The organism is Vasconcelosia minhoensis LEGE 07310, assembly GCF_015207255.1.
GTDB classification, from domain to species: domain Bacteria; phylum Cyanobacteriota; class Cyanobacteriia; order Phormidesmidales; family Phormidesmidaceae; genus Vasconcelosia; species Vasconcelosia minhoensis.
The window spans coordinates 20,333-37,618 of sequence record NZ_JADEXG010000013.1; the positions used below are offsets into that span (position 1 = coordinate 20,333).

At 54.3% G+C, this 17,286-nt stretch carries 17 protein-coding genes, 1 tRNA gene and 1 pseudogene; 10 read left to right on the plus strand and 9 right to left on the minus strand.

Annotation, left to right across the window (positions count from 1 at the left end):
- The first annotated feature begins 48 nt into the window (after positions 1–48).
- The 5 genes from IQ241_RS07555 to IQ241_RS07575 all read left to right on the plus strand — a co-directional run bounded on the left by IQ241_RS07555 (position 49) and on the right by IQ241_RS07575 (position 4,652).
- Positions 49–1,698: an FtsZ/tubulin family protein gene (locus tag IQ241_RS07555; protein WP_193905813.1), complete on the plus strand. Its 1,650-nt coding sequence runs from the start codon at positions 49–51 to the stop codon at positions 1,696–1,698.
- 135 nt (positions 1,699–1,833) lie between these two features.
- Positions 1,834–2,022: a CbtB domain-containing protein gene (locus IQ241_RS07560; protein WP_193905814.1), complete on the plus strand. Its 189-nt coding sequence runs from the start codon at positions 1,834–1,836 to the stop codon at positions 2,020–2,022.
- 28 nt (positions 2,023–2,050) lie between these two features.
- A complete protein-coding gene (locus IQ241_RS07565) occupies positions 2,051–3,187 on the plus strand; it encodes a hypothetical protein (protein WP_193905815.1) in 1,137 nt (378 codons plus the stop codon).
- Positions 3,188–3,205: 18 nt separating this feature from the next.
- Positions 3,206–4,192, plus strand: a complete 987-nt coding sequence (locus IQ241_RS07570; protein WP_228021478.1) for a CobW family GTP-binding protein — start codon at positions 3,206–3,208, stop codon at positions 4,190–4,192.
- A gap of 55 nt (positions 4,193–4,247) precedes the next feature.
- A complete protein-coding gene (locus tag IQ241_RS07575) occupies positions 4,248–4,652 on the plus strand; it encodes a DUF1636 family protein (RefSeq protein ID WP_193905816.1) in 405 nt (134 codons plus the stop codon).
- Positions 4,653–4,914: 262 nt separating this feature from the next.
- On the opposite strand, the gene IQ241_RS07580 is transcribed toward IQ241_RS07575, so the two are convergent.
- Both IQ241_RS07580 and IQ241_RS07585 read right to left on the minus strand, forming a co-directional pair.
- Positions 4,915–5,205, minus strand: a complete 291-nt coding sequence (locus IQ241_RS07580) for a hypothetical protein (RefSeq protein WP_193905817.1) — start codon at positions 5,203–5,205, stop codon at positions 4,915–4,917.
- A 129-nt stretch (positions 5,206–5,334) separates the two neighbouring features.
- Positions 5,335–5,712: a hypothetical protein gene (locus IQ241_RS07585; RefSeq protein ID WP_193905818.1), complete on the minus strand. Its 378-nt coding sequence runs from the start codon at positions 5,710–5,712 to the stop codon at positions 5,335–5,337.
- An 80-nt stretch (positions 5,713–5,792) separates the two neighbouring features.
- Here IQ241_RS07585 and IQ241_RS07590 point away from each other — a divergent pair, with 80 nt between their 5' ends.
- Entirely contained in the window at positions 5,793–7,328 is a 1,536-nt protein-coding gene (locus IQ241_RS07590; protein WP_193905819.1) for a SagB/ThcOx family dehydrogenase, read from the plus strand.
- A 30-nt stretch (positions 7,329–7,358) separates the two neighbouring features.
- On the opposite strand, the gene IQ241_RS07595 is transcribed toward IQ241_RS07590, so the two are convergent.
- The 3 genes from IQ241_RS07595 to IQ241_RS07605 form a co-directional block, all read right to left on the minus strand.
- Entirely contained in the window at positions 7,359–8,231 is an 873-nt protein-coding gene (locus IQ241_RS07595) for an NAD(P)-dependent oxidoreductase (protein ID WP_193905820.1), read from the minus strand.
- 121 nt (positions 8,232–8,352) lie between these two features.
- Positions 8,353–8,565, minus strand: coding sequence for a hypothetical protein (locus tag IQ241_RS07600; protein ID WP_193905821.1), 213 nt, complete (start codon positions 8,563–8,565; stop codon positions 8,353–8,355).
- A gap of 254 nt (positions 8,566–8,819) precedes the next feature.
- Positions 8,820–9,335 (minus strand): metal-binding protein, encoded by a 516-nt coding sequence (locus tag IQ241_RS07605; protein ID WP_193905822.1) that lies wholly within the window; start codon positions 9,333–9,335, stop codon positions 8,820–8,822.
- Positions 9,336–9,453: 118 nt separating this feature from the next.
- On the opposite strand from IQ241_RS07605, the gene IQ241_RS07610 reads away from it, so the two are divergent.
- Positions 9,454–9,526: transfer RNA gene (locus IQ241_RS07610), tRNA-Val, on the plus strand.
- Between the two features lie 20 nt (positions 9,527–9,546).
- Positions 9,547–9,733 (plus strand): annotated as a pseudogene (locus IQ241_RS26410) (DUF433 domain-containing protein).
- Here IQ241_RS26410 and IQ241_RS07620 read toward each other — a convergent pair.
- From IQ241_RS07620 to IQ241_RS07635, 4 genes are all read right to left on the minus strand, one after another.
- On the minus strand, positions 9,728–10,351 hold the full coding sequence (locus IQ241_RS07620; RefSeq protein ID WP_193905823.1) for a DNA-processing protein DprA: 624 nt from the start codon (positions 10,349–10,351) through the stop codon (positions 9,728–9,730). The pseudogene IQ241_RS26410 and the gene IQ241_RS07620 overlap by 6 nt on opposite strands.
- 85 nt (positions 10,352–10,436) lie before the next feature.
- On the minus strand, positions 10,437–10,856 hold the full coding sequence (locus IQ241_RS07625; protein WP_193905824.1) for a putative toxin-antitoxin system toxin component, PIN family: 420 nt from the start codon (positions 10,854–10,856) through the stop codon (positions 10,437–10,439).
- Positions 10,849–11,070 carry a hypothetical protein gene (locus tag IQ241_RS07630; RefSeq protein ID WP_193905825.1) on the minus strand — a complete coding sequence of 74 codons (222 nt, stop codon included), beginning with the start codon at positions 11,068–11,070 and terminating at the stop codon, positions 10,849–10,851. The genes IQ241_RS07625 and IQ241_RS07630 overlap by 8 nt, the downstream gene beginning before the upstream one ends.
- A 35-nt stretch (positions 11,071–11,105) precedes the next feature.
- The gene (locus IQ241_RS07635) at positions 11,106–11,444 is read right to left on the minus strand and encodes a XisI protein (protein ID WP_193905826.1); all 339 of its coding nucleotides are present in this window, start codon (positions 11,442–11,444) and stop codon (positions 11,106–11,108) included.
- Between the two features lie 139 nt (positions 11,445–11,583).
- On the opposite strand from IQ241_RS07635, the gene IQ241_RS07640 reads away from it, so the two are divergent.
- On the plus strand, positions 11,584–12,777 hold the full coding sequence (locus IQ241_RS07640; RefSeq protein WP_193905827.1) for a hypothetical protein: 1,194 nt from the start codon (positions 11,584–11,586) through the stop codon (positions 12,775–12,777).
- A 273-nt stretch (positions 12,778–13,050) separates the two neighbouring features.
- Complete coding sequence (locus IQ241_RS07645; protein WP_193905828.1) at positions 13,051–13,779, plus strand: hypothetical protein; 729 nt, start codon at positions 13,051–13,053, stop codon at positions 13,777–13,779.
- Positions 13,780–17,286 lie beyond the last annotated feature (3,507 nt).

Genomic DNA, 17,286 nt, shown 5'->3' on the forward strand with positions numbered 1-17,286 from the left:
TCACCCATTGCACTCAGCTAAACAACAGAAAATCAAGGAGATTTATCCATGCCACTATCCATGTACCATAGCGCTTCCGGGTCTCAGTCGCCCCACTGTCTGCACTTTGTCGGCATTGGCCGCACCGGGGCCGGAATGCTCGACTCCATGCTGCGGACGGGCGAACTTGAAGATATTCTAGAAGATCCTCGGGCTCGGTTTACCGCCCTGATCGTCGATATTGGCGAGCAGGATATGCAGCAGGCCAGGGACTATGCCGATGGCTTCCTGGAGCGGCTGAAGGAGCGCAACATTCCCACCGAGCGGGCGCAGATTCGCTTTGCGCCAATGGAAGTACCTACCCGAGATGAGCTGTTCACCTCGCTGCGCCGCTACCGCGAGTTCCTCAAGCTGGAATATCCCCGCTACTACTGGAACCCCAACTACGAGCCCTGGCTGCCCGACAGCGTCGAGATTCCCGAGGCGGGCGACCATTTTCCCCGGGCGATCGCGAAAGCCATCTACGGCAAAGCCTACTACGACGGCGATCGCACCCTAGACAAAGAGCTGGAGGACTTCGCTAAGAGCGTCGATCAGACCAAGCTGCCCTCGATGGTGCTGATGTCCTTCGCGATGGGCGGTGGCACCGGCAGCGGCATTGTGGTGGATCTGGCCCGGCACCTGTCCAATGTCAAGCTGGGCCGCCGGATTCCCGTCGTCGGCATTGGCACCCTCCCTTGCAGCGGCGACCCTGAAATGTATCGCGGCAGCAACCTCTTCCCCACCTTCAACGAGCTCGACTGTATGCTCGATGACGACAAGAATCAGGGCGTCGTCACGGTTTGGGGCGACCTGTACCGCAATCCCTTTACCGGCGGCTTCTTTGCCCTGTCGATGGAAAATTCCTGGCAGCGGCTGACCCGCTATACGAATACGGGTGAGCAGAAGGTGCGCGATCGCATGCGCCTCCAGGTCACTAATAAATTCGTCGCCGATGCCTTTATGCGGACGGCCCTGGATGACTACGGTCGCACCCTGTTCAAGGCGCTGCGGCTGGTGGGCATGACCACTGCGCCTCACGAAGCGATCAGCTCCAAAGATCACAGCTGGGCGCTCTACAACGTCGCCAAGCTCACCCACCCGGCTGTGCAGGTGCTGCCCGGTGAGCCCCTGAGCAAATGGCGGCAGGTGATCAGCCAGTGGATCGACCATATTCCTGAATTTGGCGGCCTCAAGCCCGGCTTCAAGACCGACTATGCCGAGTGCATTGTGCATTCGCCGCGAGAAATGTGGAATGACAAGCTGGATGAAAAATTCAAAGCGGCCATGGGCGAATTTCTGCTGGATTCCGAAGACTCCGGCATCAAGGTGACCTATCGAGAATTCTTCGACCACCTCACCGCCTTTGCCGATATCATGCTGCCTGGCGTCGCCAAGACCGACTTCGTTTCCTTCTACGAAAGCCGCGACCAGTACGACACGCTGAGCTGGGAAGAAAAGCTGCTGCACCATTCCTGGCTGCTCGACCTGGGCGTAATGATGTCAGAACCGGCCATCCGCTTTGAAGGGATGGCGGGCGAATGCCTGTGGGGCTGTGCCTGCTGGATTGTGGTGCCCTACGACGCGATTCGGGGTGACTCGGTGATCGAGACCACCCGCCGCGACATTCTCCGCGAAGGCATCGCCGAGATGACCAAGACGGTCGTAGCAACGCCCTAAGCGGCATGCTACTAGGGCAAGCACGGGTTAGAAAATTGAGCGAACCGGGTTAATTTTTATACCCATGCTACATTCGCCACAAAAGGCCGCAAAAGGTTAGTTTATTCTTTATCGTTGAGTACCGAGGATATAGTCATGTACAGTTCCAAACTTTCTACCCTGAAGCGGGCGAAGCAGGGAGTGCTCTCCGTCCCCGTCCAGGCCATTCTGTTTCTCTCGTTGGGTTCATTGAGCCTGTGGATGCTCTTTTTTAGCTCCTATCCGGCTACCCACAACACGATGCACCAAACACGCCACCATACCCTCGGCGTAGGCTGCCACTAGGGTCGGTTTAACCTCAAGGAGATTATCTATGAAACGCTCTATCTGGGCTGGCTTGAGTGGCGCGGTCTGTCTATCTGCCCTGGCTTTGTCTGGAGCCGCTGCTAGCGCCGCGCCGCGCGTTGAGCTTCAAACAGACCCGCCGCTATCTCAGATAGAGCCGTTTTCAGAGCCCGTCATCTTTTCTCTAAAGGCCGTAGCTGATGACGGGCAGCCCCTGGAGGATGCAATCCTGGAGCTGCTGCTGAATACGCCACCTAAGACTCCCTGGCTGACGACTGATTTTCCGGTCGTCGAAGGCACTATGCTGGCTCGCCTGACGCTGCCAGCGCCCCAGGGAGAAGCTCAGTTTCAGCAGGTTCCGCCGATTCGGGGCTCGTATCAGCTTCAGGTGCGGGTGTCTCCTCGGGTGCCGGGAACCTTTGAACCTTACACCGACCTGCTGACCTTCCAGGTTCCAGAAAATCCTGTGAAGTATCGCAACTTAGCGATTCTGCTGAGCATTTTGCTGCTAGCCGGGCTAGGCGGCGGCTGGGTGATTGGCGGCAGCCAGCCGCCCAACCCTGGCGAAGTGGCTTCCCGCCCGGTTCAGCTCGTGCTGAGCGGCACGGTACTGGTCGCGATCGCGACTTTACTTTACATCAGCATCACCGCTGAAAGGGCGGGAGCCCATACAGAGGCACCGACAGGGCAGGACAATTATACCGAACCCTTAAATGCCGAGCCAGTGCCGACCAATATCACGGCAACCCTCGAAGATCAGGCGATCGCTACGGTGGGGCAAGCGATCCCGCTCGAAGTCGAACTGACCCGTGCAGAAACGGGAGAACCTATTTCTGCTGCGGTGCTCGATATCAACACAACATCTTTGGAATATGAGCGGACAGTATTTGACTTCACCGCCCAAACCGATACTCAGGGTGAGTTTGTTTGGGAACAACAGTTTTTTGACGGTGCGCCCCACCTGGTAACGGTTCACGTCTCCCCTGCGGCTAACAGCTCGATCCCGTTTGAACCCTTTGAATTCTCCCAGCGAATTGACGTGACCGGCGTTGCTCCACCCCTGTTCGTACGGCTGGTGAGCCTGGGCTATTGTACAGGTGTTCTAGCCTTGGGAACCGCAGCTGGATTCTGGCTAAGACGACGGTCTACTCAACATGCCCTTTAAGTTCAGGATTTTATTCCTATGATTATGTCGCAGGCCAAGCCTCAAAAGCGCATCCCAGCTACGGTCGTGACCGGCTTCCTGGGTTCGGGCAAAACTACCCTGATCAACTATCTGCTCAAAGAACAGCGCGATAAAAAAGTTGCGGTTATCGTCAACGAGTTTGGCGAAATTGGCATTGACGGTCAGATTGTCGTGGAAGAAGATAATGAGCAGCTGGTCGAGTTCAACAACGGCTGTCTGTGCTGCACGGTGCGGGATGACCTGGTTAAAACGCTGATTAGCCTGACCCAGCGCACCGAGCTGGATGCCATCCTGATTGAAACGACGGGCCTGGCCGACCCGGCCCCGGTGGCCTCTACCTTTTTTGTCTCGGACGAAATTAAGCCCAGCATTAAGCTAGACGCCTTTATCACCGTGGTCGATGCCTGCAATCTGGAACGCAGTCTGGCAGGCAGCCATGAAGCCCAGGAGCAGGTGGCCTTTGCCGACGTGATTTTGATCAACAAGACTGACTTAGTCGATGCTGAAGAACTGGCCAGCGTTGAGCAAAAACTGCGATCGCTCAATCCTCTAGCTAAAATCCATCACACCCAGAACAGCGTCATCGATCCTGCCCTAATCCTGGGCGTCGGCGCGTTTGAGCTGGCGGCCAAGCTGGAGGTCGATCCAACTTTTCTCGAAGACCTAGACCACGAGCATGACGCCGAGGTCGGCTCTTTTGCCCTCAGCTCTGAGCAGCCAATCGACATCAACAAGTTCATGATCTGGATGAACGATGTCGCGATGGAAAAGGGCGAAGATCTCTACCGCACGAAGGGACTGTTTTATGCCCGAGGATTTTCTGAGCGGGTGCTATTCCAAAGTGTTCGGATGCTCACCTCAATGAGCCGAGACCGGCAGTGGAAGCCGGATGAGGCTAAGCGCAGCGACTTTGTCGTGATTGGCCGCAATCTGAATCGCGATGAGTTTAGCGAAGGATTTCATAAATGTGTTGTAGCGGGATAGGCTCAATCTGATCTCAAATAGGAACATTGCCGCAAACCGCGATCGCGCCTTCACCATGTCTCAACAACATACCATCTTTGTCTGCACTACCTGCGCCAGCGCCCACCGCACCAAGCAGCCGATTAAGGTCAGTGGGGGCAATCGCCTGCTCACCCAGCTCAAAACGCTGCTTCAGCATTGGCCGCTTCAAAACGAGTTCTCAATTCACCCGGTGGACTGCATGGGCGTCTGCGATCAGGACTGCGCTGTCGCCCTGAGTGCGCCAGCCAAAAATACCTACCTGCTCGGCAATCTGCCGGTCGATGGCGATCAGCTGGAGCCTACCGCTACTGCTGTTCTAGAATATGCCAGCAAGTTTTATAACAAACCCGACGGCACGGTCACCTACATTCAATGCCCCGGCCTTCTGAGAAAAAAGGTTTTAGCCAGAATCCCCCCTTTGCCAGAAAGTCCCGCATAAGCTGGTCGGCATTATTCTGACTCACTGTCCCCGTTCCTGGTCACGTCTCAATATCTGATTACTTGGACGTTTGGCTGGTTTGGGCACCGCATGACGGCCAGGAACTCAACCTGGGCCGTCATCGAACGCTGGAAACGGGATGAGCTACAAGCTTGTATTGAGGCGGGTAAGTCTACCTGTAACTTTCATGTGGAGGTGCCTTAACGGATAAGAGCGGAGAAAAAAACTGTAGCTAGCCAAAGCTAGCTACAGACCATAATGGTTACTCCTCCAGCAGCCGGTCTACTTTATGTTCGATAGAATTCAGCCGCCGCAGGATGGTGGGGCGATCGTCATCCAACGCGCTGAGCAAATTGGCGATACCGAGCGTCGCGGCTCTAAGCTCAGCTCGTTCTGATTCGGCGTCACGCTGGACCTGGATCAGGTCTGCGATCTGGTCACCTAGCGATTGGATAGATTCGGAATTAGACTCACTCAACGCTTGGATTGACCGAGCGTTAGACTCAACCAGCGCTTCAATGCGAGACAAGCGGTCTTCAGATGAATTAGTCATTGTGCTGCCTCCTGGCTAGCTCTATTCAGTATAATCTGACGGAATTTTGATTGAACTTCAGCAAGGTATGAAAAACTGTCTACAGGAAAAAGCCTGCCCCACAGCCGCAGCTGCGAGACAGGCAGTAGGTTAGAACACGGGGAAAGGATCGTCGAGCTGACCCTGAGCCTGACTGGCTTCAGCATCAAAGTTGCCAAAGTTCTCCCAGGCATCAAACTCAGCCAGAACCCGGTCTTTCGTCACGGCATCGTAGCCAACGAAATACGAAGTCCAATCCTTGCTGGTTGTCTTACCGTATGCACTAACGGAGCAGACCCAGGACTTTTGGTCAGTGCCCTTAAGCTCCGGCTGAAGTCGCACAGCTAGGACAGAAAGTGCCATAAACCGATCGCTCCGAGGCTTATTAGCGCCTTTCGTAGCCCTGTAGGCTTTGCTGTGCTCAACGCCTTGCGGCATCAGAGGTTTGGCATTTTCAATCCGATCGAGGCGTGGGCTGTCGGTACTCATAACGGCGGGTAATGGCTGATTCCTGATGGCGAGACGGCTATAGTGGAAAGGGGATTCTCTGAGGACTCTGCGGCGACTTCATGGCTGACTCGATTGCTCAACACTATCACCAGCGCACGAAGTACGATCCTCAAACGATTGCTAACAAAGGGCGACAGTTGGACTGGTCAAAGCAGCCGGTTCCCTACAAAGACTATAAGCTAGGCTTCCCCGTCGATCTCAAACCCTACCTGGAAAAATCTCCGGCTGCGCCCGCTGAGCGGCTCTGGTGGCAGCGGCTGTCGCGGCTATTAGTAAACAGCTACGGCCTGACGGCGAAGGTCATGACGATGACGGCGGAACCGCTATATCTGCGAGCTGCCCCCTCCGCTGGTGGGCTCTACCCAGCGGAGATCTATCTGATTTCGCGGGGTACTTCACTGCTACCGGCGGGGCTCTACAACTATCAGGTGCGCACCCATACGCTGCTGCGGTTTTGGGATGATTATCCCTGGCAGGCGCTGCAGGAAGGGTGCTTTTGGCATCCGTCGCTGGAGAATACGCAGCTGGCGCTGGTGATCAGCGCCGTTTTTTACCGCTCGGTCTGGCGCTATGAAGACCGGGCCTACCGCCGCATTTTTCTCGATACGGGCCACCTGCTGGGCAACCTGGAGCTGGCGGGCTCGCTGTGCGACTATCGGCCCCATCTGATCGGTGGCTTTGCCGATGATGCGGTGAACCAGCTGCTGTATTTAGATCGCGACCAGGAGGGCGTGATTGCGATCGCCGCCCTCGCCGACCAGCTCCAGGTAGCGCAAAATCTGCCCCTCGCCCCCACCGTTCTTCCAGCCCCGGTGCAAACCCAGTTTCCCAAACTGGCCGACGGTGAGCTGCTACCCTATTTCCACCAGGTCACCCAGATTGCGCCAGACGATCGGCCACCGCCGCGCTACCCGATCTCACCGGCTGACGACCCGGCTGAGCCAATCGATAAATACGACCTGCCCTTTTGCCTGAAAATTTCCACCCAGAGCTCGTCTATCCCCTGGGGTGAAGGGCTGGCTGAGCTGGAGCAGACGCTGCTCACCCGGCGCTCAACCCGCCGCTATACCGGAGACCCCCTGACCCAAGCCGAGCTGCTAGCGCTGCTGGACTTCACCTACCACCCCGAGCATCTCAGCGAGCAGGGGTTTGATGCCCAGCCCGACTATTTCGACCTCAGCCTAATCCAGACCTTTATTGCCGTCTCTGGCGTCGATTCGCTAGAGCCGGGCTGCTACCACTACGCCCCCCAGGCCGAGGAACTGCGGCAAATTCGCTTCAAGCAGTTTCGCCAGGAGCTGCATTTTCTCTGCCTCGGCCAGGAGCTGGGCCGCGACGCCGGGGCAGTAGTGTTTCATACGGCGAATCTGGCCCAGGCGGTGGAGCGCTATGGCGATCGCGCCTACCGCTATCTGCATATGGACGCAGGCCATCTGGGTCAGCGGCTGAACCTGGCCGCCGTGCGGCTGGGTCTGGGCGTTAGCGGCATTGCAGGTTTTTTCGATGACCAGGTCAATGAGGTGCTGGGCATCCCAGAGGATGAGGCGGTGCTGTATATCACCACACTGGGGAAGCCGTGGAAGTCGGGGTCGTAAATCTGCCCGCTTGAAGCCGTTCGCGATTCCCTATAGGCCACCCATTTCGCGAACGCTGCGGGCGATCGCGGATACATCTTCATCGCCAAAGCCTTTAGCAATCAGCCCGGTCTCGACCTGCTCGACCTGGGCAGCTAGGGGCAGGGGCTGGCCTAGCTCGCGGGCGGTTTCCAGCGCGATCGCTAAATCCTTATGATGCAGCCGAACCCGAAACCCTAACGGATAGTCCTGGTCAATCATGTTGCCTGCCCGGTGGGTCAGCCCCCAGGAACCCGCCGCGCCGCTGCCCACCGCCTGGACAACGCGCTTCATATCCAGCCCGGCCTTTAGCCCCAAGGCCATGCCTTCGGCCACCGACCAGTAGGTACCCGCCACGATAATCTGGTTAATCGCCTTGGCCGTTTGCCCAGCCCCAATCGGGCCGATGTGGGTAATCGTCTGACCCATTGCCTGGAGCACTGGCCTAGCGTAGGCAACATCCTCAGCTGCACCGCCGACCATAATCGAGAGCGTCCCGTTTTTGGCCCCTTCTGACCCACCCGAAACCGGCGCGTCAATCATCCGGACGCCCGTTTCAGCTAGCTTCTGAGCAATTTCACGGGTGACGCTGGGGCTAATCGTGGACATGTCGATGACTAAAGCGCCCGGTCGGGCTCCGGTCGCAACGCCGTGGTCACCCAAAACCACCTGCTCGACATCGCTACTATCGCTGACGCAGACAACAATAATCTCTGCTGAGGCCGCGGCTTCAGCGGGTGAAGTGGCAGCCTTAGCCCCGGCGGCAGTCAGGGGAGCAACTTTCTCGCGAGTCCGGTTATAGCCGGTAACCCGATGGCCCGCCGTTATCAGGTTCAGCGCCATCGGCGCACCCATCGTCCCCAGGCCCAGAAATGCGACATCCATTGCGGTTTCCTCATCGGCTAATGGGGTCTAATTTATCGCATTCTGTAAAAATCGCATTCTGTAAAAAAAGCCTCCAGCCAAAGCTAGAGACTCGCATGAGGACACGTGCAAAAGATTCCTGCTAGCTGCCAGCACAGGGATCGGCAGCACAGGGATCGGCAGCGCAGGGATCGGCAGCGCAGGGATCGGCAGCGCAGGGATCGGCAGCCGGATCGGTAGTCGTATCCGCAGCAGGGTCGGGGGATTCAGAAGCCTGCGGACCACAGCTGGTGAGCAGACCTACGCTCAGAACAGACGTGGTTGCCGCGATCGCGGCTAAGTACTTAATTTTCATCAGGACACTCCCTCTCTAAAAAAATAGCTGAAAACAAATCCGTTGAAGCTAGGCCATTAAATCTAGGCCATTAAATCTAGGCCATTAAATCTAGGCCATTAAATCTAGGCCATTAAATCTAGGCCATTAAATCTAGGCTAGTCACCTTCGCTCGCCCAGGGCAGAATCACCTTAGGCTAAGGTGTCCACATTATTCGCTGTTAACCTGAGAGCTCCCTGAGAGGAAAATGAAAGAGTCGGAAGTAATGCACCGCTCAGCGTTTGCGGTTTTTGCGCCGTCTTTTATGGCGGGAGACCAGCCAGTCGCTCACCGAGTGCAGCAGGGCACCCAGCTCCAGCCCCGCCAGCAGCGCGACCCATTCCCATCGGTATTGAGCGGCATTGCGGCTCACGCCATGGCGCAAATCGGCCCAGGTCAGCTGGCCATTGCCCGGTCCATTCACCAGCTCGACTAGCAGCAGGCCAAAGATAGCCAACCATACCGAGAGATAAGTCACGCGGATCAGAGTGCCAATAATCGGACCGTGGGAAAGCCGGGAGCGATGCTTGAGGCTGCCTTGGTAGGGCAGCCAGATCCAGCGAAAGACACCCCAGCGCTTATACTGAATCGAATGAATATCCAGGTCGGGGCCGAGCATCAGGCCGCCGACCAGGTAGCCCAGGCTGGTAATCAGGGTCAGCGGCAGGCTGCGGGTGAGCCGAAAGGTCAGGCCAGAAACGAGCGGCAGACCCCAGAGCGTAATCCGGTCGTGGGTGCGGCCAGAAGGCATAGGGCATCAGTTTGACGGTAGGCCAATAATACAGGTGAACTGCCGGAAAATTTCGTTCCGCTCGTGACGAGTTACGGGGGCGGTCTGCTATGATAAAATCCCGTGCTTAAAGCCGTACGGGCGGTTAGCTCAGTTGGTAGAGCGCCTGCCTTACAAGCAGGATGTCACTGGTTCGAGTCCAGTACCGCCCATCAAATCTTCAGCTATTTTCATGAAGCTCGATCGCATCACCAGCAATCCTAAACGAATGAACGGGCAACCCTGCATTCGCAATCTTCGCCTGACCGTTCGACGAGCCGCTAGCGACCTATCCGAACCGGGATGAGCTATACCAGGAATTCCCCGAATTGGAAGATGAGGACATTCGACAAACCCTAATTTTCGTCTCTTGTTTATGACCATCGAGCCCTGCTTAAGCAGGGCTCGATGGGCTGTGCGCCCAGGTTGAGCAGGTTCTGATTATCGCTGCTGGCAAAGGTCAGCAGGGGCTTATTCCAGGCGATCACCTGCCGGGCTAAGGCTTCGGTTTTGCTCTCCGGGGTTGCATAGGCGATGAAGACAGCGTTAGCCAGGGCGGCAACGAACCGATTGCGTCGCTGGGCCAGGGCGGCAGTCATGCGGTGCTGATTGCCTTGGAAGGGGGAGAGGATGAGAACGCGATCGCGCTCCACCGCCATTTCATAATCCTTCAGACGCATCTTTTCTAAACTGCGGGCAGGACAATAAATCACGGGCTGAGTGCCCCGCAGCAGCAGGCGCAGACATTCCTTCTCCATCGGCGAGTGAAAGCCGCTGACGGTCGCTATTCCCGCATCGCGCAGGCTGCGAGCCAGGTCATAGGTTTGCAGAATCAGGTCGCCGGGGCATTGGACTGAGCAAAATAGGGCTAGGGTTGGCTGCTGGAGAAGGCCAAGGTTGCCGATGGCGCTCAGGGTCGGCGGGCTGTCTGACCAGTCGGGCGACAGGGCCTTGGGGTAGGCTGGATGGCTGGCGTTTAGAGCTATGGCCTGAAGCATGGCTAGCGGCTATGCCTGCACTTTGGCCACTTGAATCCGGTAGCGTTAAACAGGCAAAGCCAGTAGGTGCGCTGATTCATGGATACTATTTGGAGATTACCTGCTCTAAAAACTGAACGGGTGTAATCACCACAGTTTGCCTGAAAGGATTGAGTATTAGCAAATCGCGATCGCCAGTAATCAGATAAGCCGCTTGCCCGCAGGCGGCTAGTTCCAGAAATTGATTATCTTTGCGATCGCGGCAAATCTCAATACTTTCATTGATGGTGACAAGTTCTGCGCGAAGAGTTAAGGCAGCCATGAACTGAAGACGCTTTTCCAAGGAAAGGTAGCGGTTGAATTTCTCCTTGGTCAAAATTCTACCGAGTTCAGCCTGGGTTGATTCTGACAGTAGCACAATCGCTTCTGCAAGGGCATAGTCAAAAACTCTTTGAGGAACTGACGAATCTATGAGAACGCTGCTAATCAGGACATTAGTATCCAAAACCAGGCGTAGCTTACTCATCTTGAAGCAAATTTTCCAGGATTTCTGGGGTTAGGCCCTGGGCGCTAGATTCTTCTCTCATCTGACGCACAATGTTTTCTAATATATTGGGCTGAGCCATATATTTGAGCCAGAGGTTTAGCATCGATTGAATTTTTTGCTGCTGCTCTGCCGAGGCTTGCTGAAAGGCGTCTGCAACATCAGCGTCTACCTGAATCGTAATCGGTTTAGTCATAGCGTTCTCTGTGAAGTGCTAATTGTAATACTGCATCAGCCTACGGCAAACTCGGTATACTGTCGCACGTGGGGGGCATGGTAGGCCAGTACGATGTCCTGCTTGGGGACGCCTTTTTCGATGAGCTGATCCGCGATCGCGTCTTCCGTCCCATCGCGCTGCACCCAAATTTTGCCATCAATAATATCAGCATGAATGGCACAGCCATAAATTCGGGTACTGCTATTTTTCCATCCCAAATTGACAAGCTGATAGTGATCGCCGTCATGGTCGCAAACGGTTTGACTCTTGACCGGGTCATCCGGAGCACGCAGTTTCGCTCTCTCTAAAAGTGATTGCTGAATGAGCTGACGATACAGGTTTAGCTTATCCATTTGAGAATCTCCTGATGCTTTGTGTCATAAACCAGTAGCGGAATTTGGTTGCGGTGAATAACAGCTTGAATGAATAGTCCACCCTCCGCCTGCATCTGGCAAAATGGAACCAGGCGAGGGAAAAACCTAAAGAAATCAGATGGTTCAGCCAAAACTTCCTAAGTTCGTAGCGCCACCGGGCTATCGAACTCAAGCGATTGATATCTCCCAAGAAGCAGACCTGCTAGACTTCTACCTGCTTGCTCAACGGTCAGTAACTGAGCGGGTGGAGATCGCAGCTGACCTGATGTCTAGTGCCAGAGAACTCTCACTCCAATGCCTGAGCCGCCAATTTAACTATCTTACCGCTCATCAGTTAGCCAGAAAGCTAGCCGAAGCCTGGCTACAAGACGATTGCCCGCCGGGCTACGTTCCTGGAGGTTCCGCCGTGACCTGGGTTCAGAATTCAATTGAATTAGCTGCTCACCTGCACAATGTCTTTGAAATGGCTAACCTGGATTACTTCATCACCGGAGGCGTTGCTGCAATTGCCTATGGTGACCCGCGCACGACTCGAGATTTAGACATTGTACTTCGGGTTACCTCTGCGGCTATCCCAACGCTTCAAGCAACCCTTGAACAGGCCGGCTTTTATGTCGCCGGAAGCAATGATGCGGCGGCTGGTCGCATGAATTCTCTGCAAATTACTCACCTCGAAACGATCTCTCGGGCTGATTTAATCCTCTCTAACGACAGCGCCTATGCCCAAGAGCAGTTTATGAGGCGGCGTCGCTACGCCTTCCCAAACCAGACCGAGGTCTTCCTGTCTTCGCCTGAAGACGTCATCATCAGCAAACTTCGATGGGGGCGAAGCAGTGAGTCGGAAAAACAGCAGCGCGATGTGCTCGCTATCTTCAAGGTGCAGCAAGATGCGCTGGACTATTCTTACCTCTTCCGCTGGGGCGCTGAGTTTGGCCTATCTGAAAAACTAGAGCAGCTCACGACCGCCGCGGGCGTTCGCTCAGTTGCTGACCGGCAGTGGGCCAGTACGCTCTACCCGATTATGATGCAAACTTTTTCAATGGCTCAGGCGATGGGGCAAACGGCTCTCACTGCAAGAGGCGATGAGGTGGCGAATGGTCGTCTCTACATCCTGAGCAAACTCAGCAAGGCTCAAATCTTCTCAATCCTCGCCAAGGCTGATGGTCGGCTGGTTGCTCGCTTCGATAATCAGGGCCAGGTCTTTGAAGCTCAGCCCTCGCTACTTGACCGTCGCCAATGGAATGACATTGACGCTCGACTTCAAAAACTAGCTCAGCAGCCTGAACCGCCTGATCAGGAAAGCGAACTGTAAATCGGTAAGAATGCAGTCTGGACTTTAGCAAAACTGCGTTTCTGGATTTTGACGTCTGAGCAACCGCGATCGCCCGATGAGCCCTACACCAGTCACAAGGGGGCCAGGTCGTCCCTAAAAATCAAGTATTCCTACCTAGTTAGTTTAATGAAACATAGCCAATACTACTCATAAGGGATTCAATCCCGTAGGGTCTTCGACGAGCACTTGCTCTATAAAAGCAAGTGAAAGTCAAGCCATTTCAGTAATGTATTGAGTATTGTAGAGGCTCCAATGACAGAAGAAGTCAAAGTTCAAGAATTTGTTTTGGTTCTGGCAACCAAAGGTCAGAGTCCGTCTATTCTAAACGCGGACTTCCTTAAATATAGCGGAATCGTTTCTGAGGATATGGAGCTAGCTAGAGAGCCCATATATACTAATCAGCTCATCCAAATTGGCTACAAGAACGGTTTAGTTATTACAGCTCAGCCCAACCGGATTGTGTTTTCTGAACTGCTTCAGGGAAAAAGCACCGCCGAGATTACTGCACCCTCTATCGCTCGTAAGCTTGTAGAAGCTCTACCGAAGCTGAACTATCAGGCTATCGGTATCAATCCTAGGGGATACGTTCCGGTTGAGCAGGAAATCGCAACCCAATTTGTCTCAGACCACCTACTGGCAAAAGGCCCCTGGCAGAAATACGGTCAAAGCTCTGTCAGAGCGACGGTTAACTATGTTTACAATTTGGATCGGGGCCAGCTGAACCTTGCTATTAGCGAAGCTTCACTCCAGCTGCCGGAAGATAAAACGATTCCAGTAGTTTTATTCTCTGGAAATGTAGACCACGTTCTAAGCGCAGAACAGCCAGAGCAAAATCTTCAAGAAATTTATCAATGTCTAGATAGCTGGCAACAAGACTTGAATGCCTACACAGAACTCGTTAACGGCTGTTTCCTTGTGCCTTTAAGCGAAACTGTTTTCAAAAAAGATAGGACTGGAATTCGCGAGCCAGCAATCGTTTAGAATCTGCATTTCCCCAAAACCACCGACTGCATTACATTTGGATGATGTGTTGCTAGATTACCTGGCGTTTGAATTAGACACTTAGTTATGATCTCTAAAGATAGGCACCTTAAATGTAATGCCTATCTTTTTTATTTGCCGACCTGGCAAGACTTACAGTAATACTCGAAATAAAAACTTAAAGGCTTTAAGCATTAGCTAAATCTTCGTTAATGAAAAATAACATCAATATATTTATCTATTTTAGTCTAAGTTGACTTTAAGCGCTTTACAAAGTAGCTAAAGATATTAACCGAAAGTTCATAGAGCAAAAGCTTGTTTTTAGGTGTAAATGCTATTGCGGTCGTTAGTGAATTAACCCTAAATTGCATACAACACTATATCCTATTTGTAGGAATGGTGCCAACAAAAAATCTGCTTTAACTCGACTGAACCAATCTTGCTTCTCAAGTCTGTCGGTGCTACTTAGCCAACCGATTGATTTTACTGCAAAAGCAGTCGAGTTGACATTTCATGGGTATTTGACTTTAAGGTAAACCTCACTTTTGTGAGCCAATTTTGCTCTGGCTGAGATGAATATCTCGCTAGGGCTACTCCAATTGACTTTCTGCTCTTAAGGAACTCTAGGTGATGAGTGAGAATTTTGAGCGTCTCTACCCTTCTTGGGAGTCCTATACAACGACACCCAAACAAACACTGATTGATTCGGTTCTGTCGAGCGAATCTGCCGCTTTTTCGCCATCAAATATTGGTGGGCTACCACTAAATCATGACGGTGATCTCATCCAAGCAGAAACGCTTATTCAAGCAGATAGCGCTTTCAACCTTGAGTCCCTATCATCGCCTGTTCTCGATTCAGGTCTTGCTGCCCCAGGGATTTATGGAACAGATTCATTGACGCGGCTACCTAGTAATACGCTTCAGCTCACTGAATCGCTTGAGAGTATCCGTCAGGCGGCGATCGCGCGATGGGTTGGCTTGGGTTTGACCGATGAGCAACTTGAAACGCTACAAACTATTTCCTTCAAGTGGGAAGATCTGCCAGGGTCCCAACTAGGGCTTCACTCAGCACAAGGTATTTCGCTTGATATAGATGCTGCTGGGCAGGGATGGTTTATTGACGATACGCCTTGGGAAGATTCAGAGTTTTCTATCTCTATCTCGCCTACTGCGTTTCGGGCAAATTATAGCGATACTCCGTATGGTTATATTGACCTATTGACAGTAGTAGCCCATGAGATGGGTCATGCTATTGGCTTAGATCACCCGCATCTAAGTGGTGAAACTATTAACAATCTGATGAATGCAGGGATTGACCTTAGCGTCAGACGAAATCCCAGTCAAAGTGACTTTGAATTTGTTCTTTTTGGAGATCATAGCGATCTAACACAGGCTCTACAGTTTAATGGCCCAGCGGCTCAGGTAAACACCTATGTTGAGGGCCACCAGTACACCAACTACGAGTCACCGCACTACATCGCCAGCGGCCCCAACGGCGACTACGTCATCACCTGGGTCAGCCAGGGCCAAGACGGCAGCAGCGAAGGCATCTATGCCCAGCGCTTCGATGCCCAGGGGGTGCCGCTCGGCGGTGAGTTCAAAGTCAACACGACTACTACGCATAGCCAAATTGATGCAGGCGTCACGGTTGATGGCAACGGTGACTTCGTCATCGTCTGGAGCAGTCAGTATCAAGACGGCAGCAGTTGGGGCATGTACGGCCAGCGCTTTGCGGCCAGCGGCGAGCCCCTCGGCAGCGAGTTCCGCCTCAACACCTATACCTATTACGACCAGCGGATGACCGCCATCGACTCGGATGCCGAAGGCAACTTCGTCGTCCTCTGGTCGAGCTATAGCCAAGACACCTTTTGGCACGAGGTGTATGGTCAACGCTTCGATGCGCAAGGGGTTGCCCTCGGCAGCGAGTTCCGCGTCAACACCTACACCGCCTATGAACAGACCTATCCTTCGGTAGCGATGAGTGCCTCAGGTGAATTTGTGGCGACCTGGAGTAGCCGTTATCAAGATGGCAGTGGCTGGGGGGTTTATGGCCAGCGCTACAACGCGAACGGGGAGCGGCTCGGCGATGAGTTCCTGGTCAACACCGCTACTGCCAGCGACCAGATCTACTCTCGCGTCGATATTGATGATGCGGGCAACTTCATCATCGTTTGGGAAAGTCGAGACTATCCTTCAAGCAGCGCTTCCAACTACAACATCTATGCGCAGCGCTTCGATGCCGATGGCCAAAAGCTGGGTGCTGCCTTCAAGGTCAACGATGCTGAGCTTGGCGACCAGCGTCATGCAGTAGTCAGTATCGATAAGAGTGGTGACTTTGTCGTTACCTGGCACAGCGACCAGCTCAACGAAGGCCAGGATGTCTTTGCCCGGCTGTTCAACGCCAATGGCGTTCCGCTGGGCAGTGACTTCCTGGTCAATCAGGCGACTGCCGGTGACCAGAAGCAGCCCTCAGTCACTACCGCCGACAACGGCTTCGTCATCGCCTGGGTTGGTGACGGCACCAACGGCACCACTGAACTCTTCGCTCAGCGGTTTGTCAACGACACGATTGCGCGACCGCCGCTGGTCGCTGGTATCTTTACGCCAAATGGAATGCCTGTCAGCAAAGGCAAGCTGCTGGTTGAGCGCACCCCTGAGCTGCGGGTTGACTTCTCAGCCACGCTAGATGCGGCAACGGTCACCGATCTAGCCAACTGGGCACTGCTGCGCAACGGCGAAGACCGCAGTGACCTGCTCTCTGCGGTGCAGTATACGGTGAGCGAGCTGGGCTATGCCAGCGCTACGCTCACTTTCGCGACTGCTTTGGGCAGCGGCGACTATGTCCTGGTCGCTAAAGACTCGCTGCGGAGTGCAGCGGGCACCCCACTCGATGGCGACCTGGATGGCACAGCAGGCGGGGACTATGCCCGCAGCTTCACAGTGGCCAACTACCTGGCTACTGGCCCAGCGGCTCAGGTAAACACCTACACTGACGGCAACCAGTACACCAACTACGAGTCACCGCACTACATCGCCAGCGGCCCCAACGGCGACTACGTCATCACCTGGGTCAGCCAGGGCCAAGACGGCAGCAGCGAAGGCATCTATGCCCAGCGCTTCGATGCCCAGGGGGTGCCGCTCGGCGGTGAGTTCAAAGTCAACACGACTACTACGCATAGCCAAATTGATGCAGGCGTCACGGTTGATGGCAACGGTGACTTCGTCATCGTCTGGAGCAGTCAGTATCAAGACGGCAGCAGTTGGGGCATGTACGGCCAGCGCTTTGCGGCCAGCGGCGAGCCCCTCGGCAGCGAGTTCCGCCTCAACACCTATACCTATTACGACCAGCGGATGACCGCCATCGACTCGGATGCCGAAGGCAACTTCGTCGTCCTCTGGTCGAGCTATAGCCAAGACACCTTTTGGCAAGGGGTATACGGTCAGCGCTTCGATGCCCAAGGAGTTGCCCTCGGCAGCGAGTTCCGGGTTAACACCTACACCACCTAT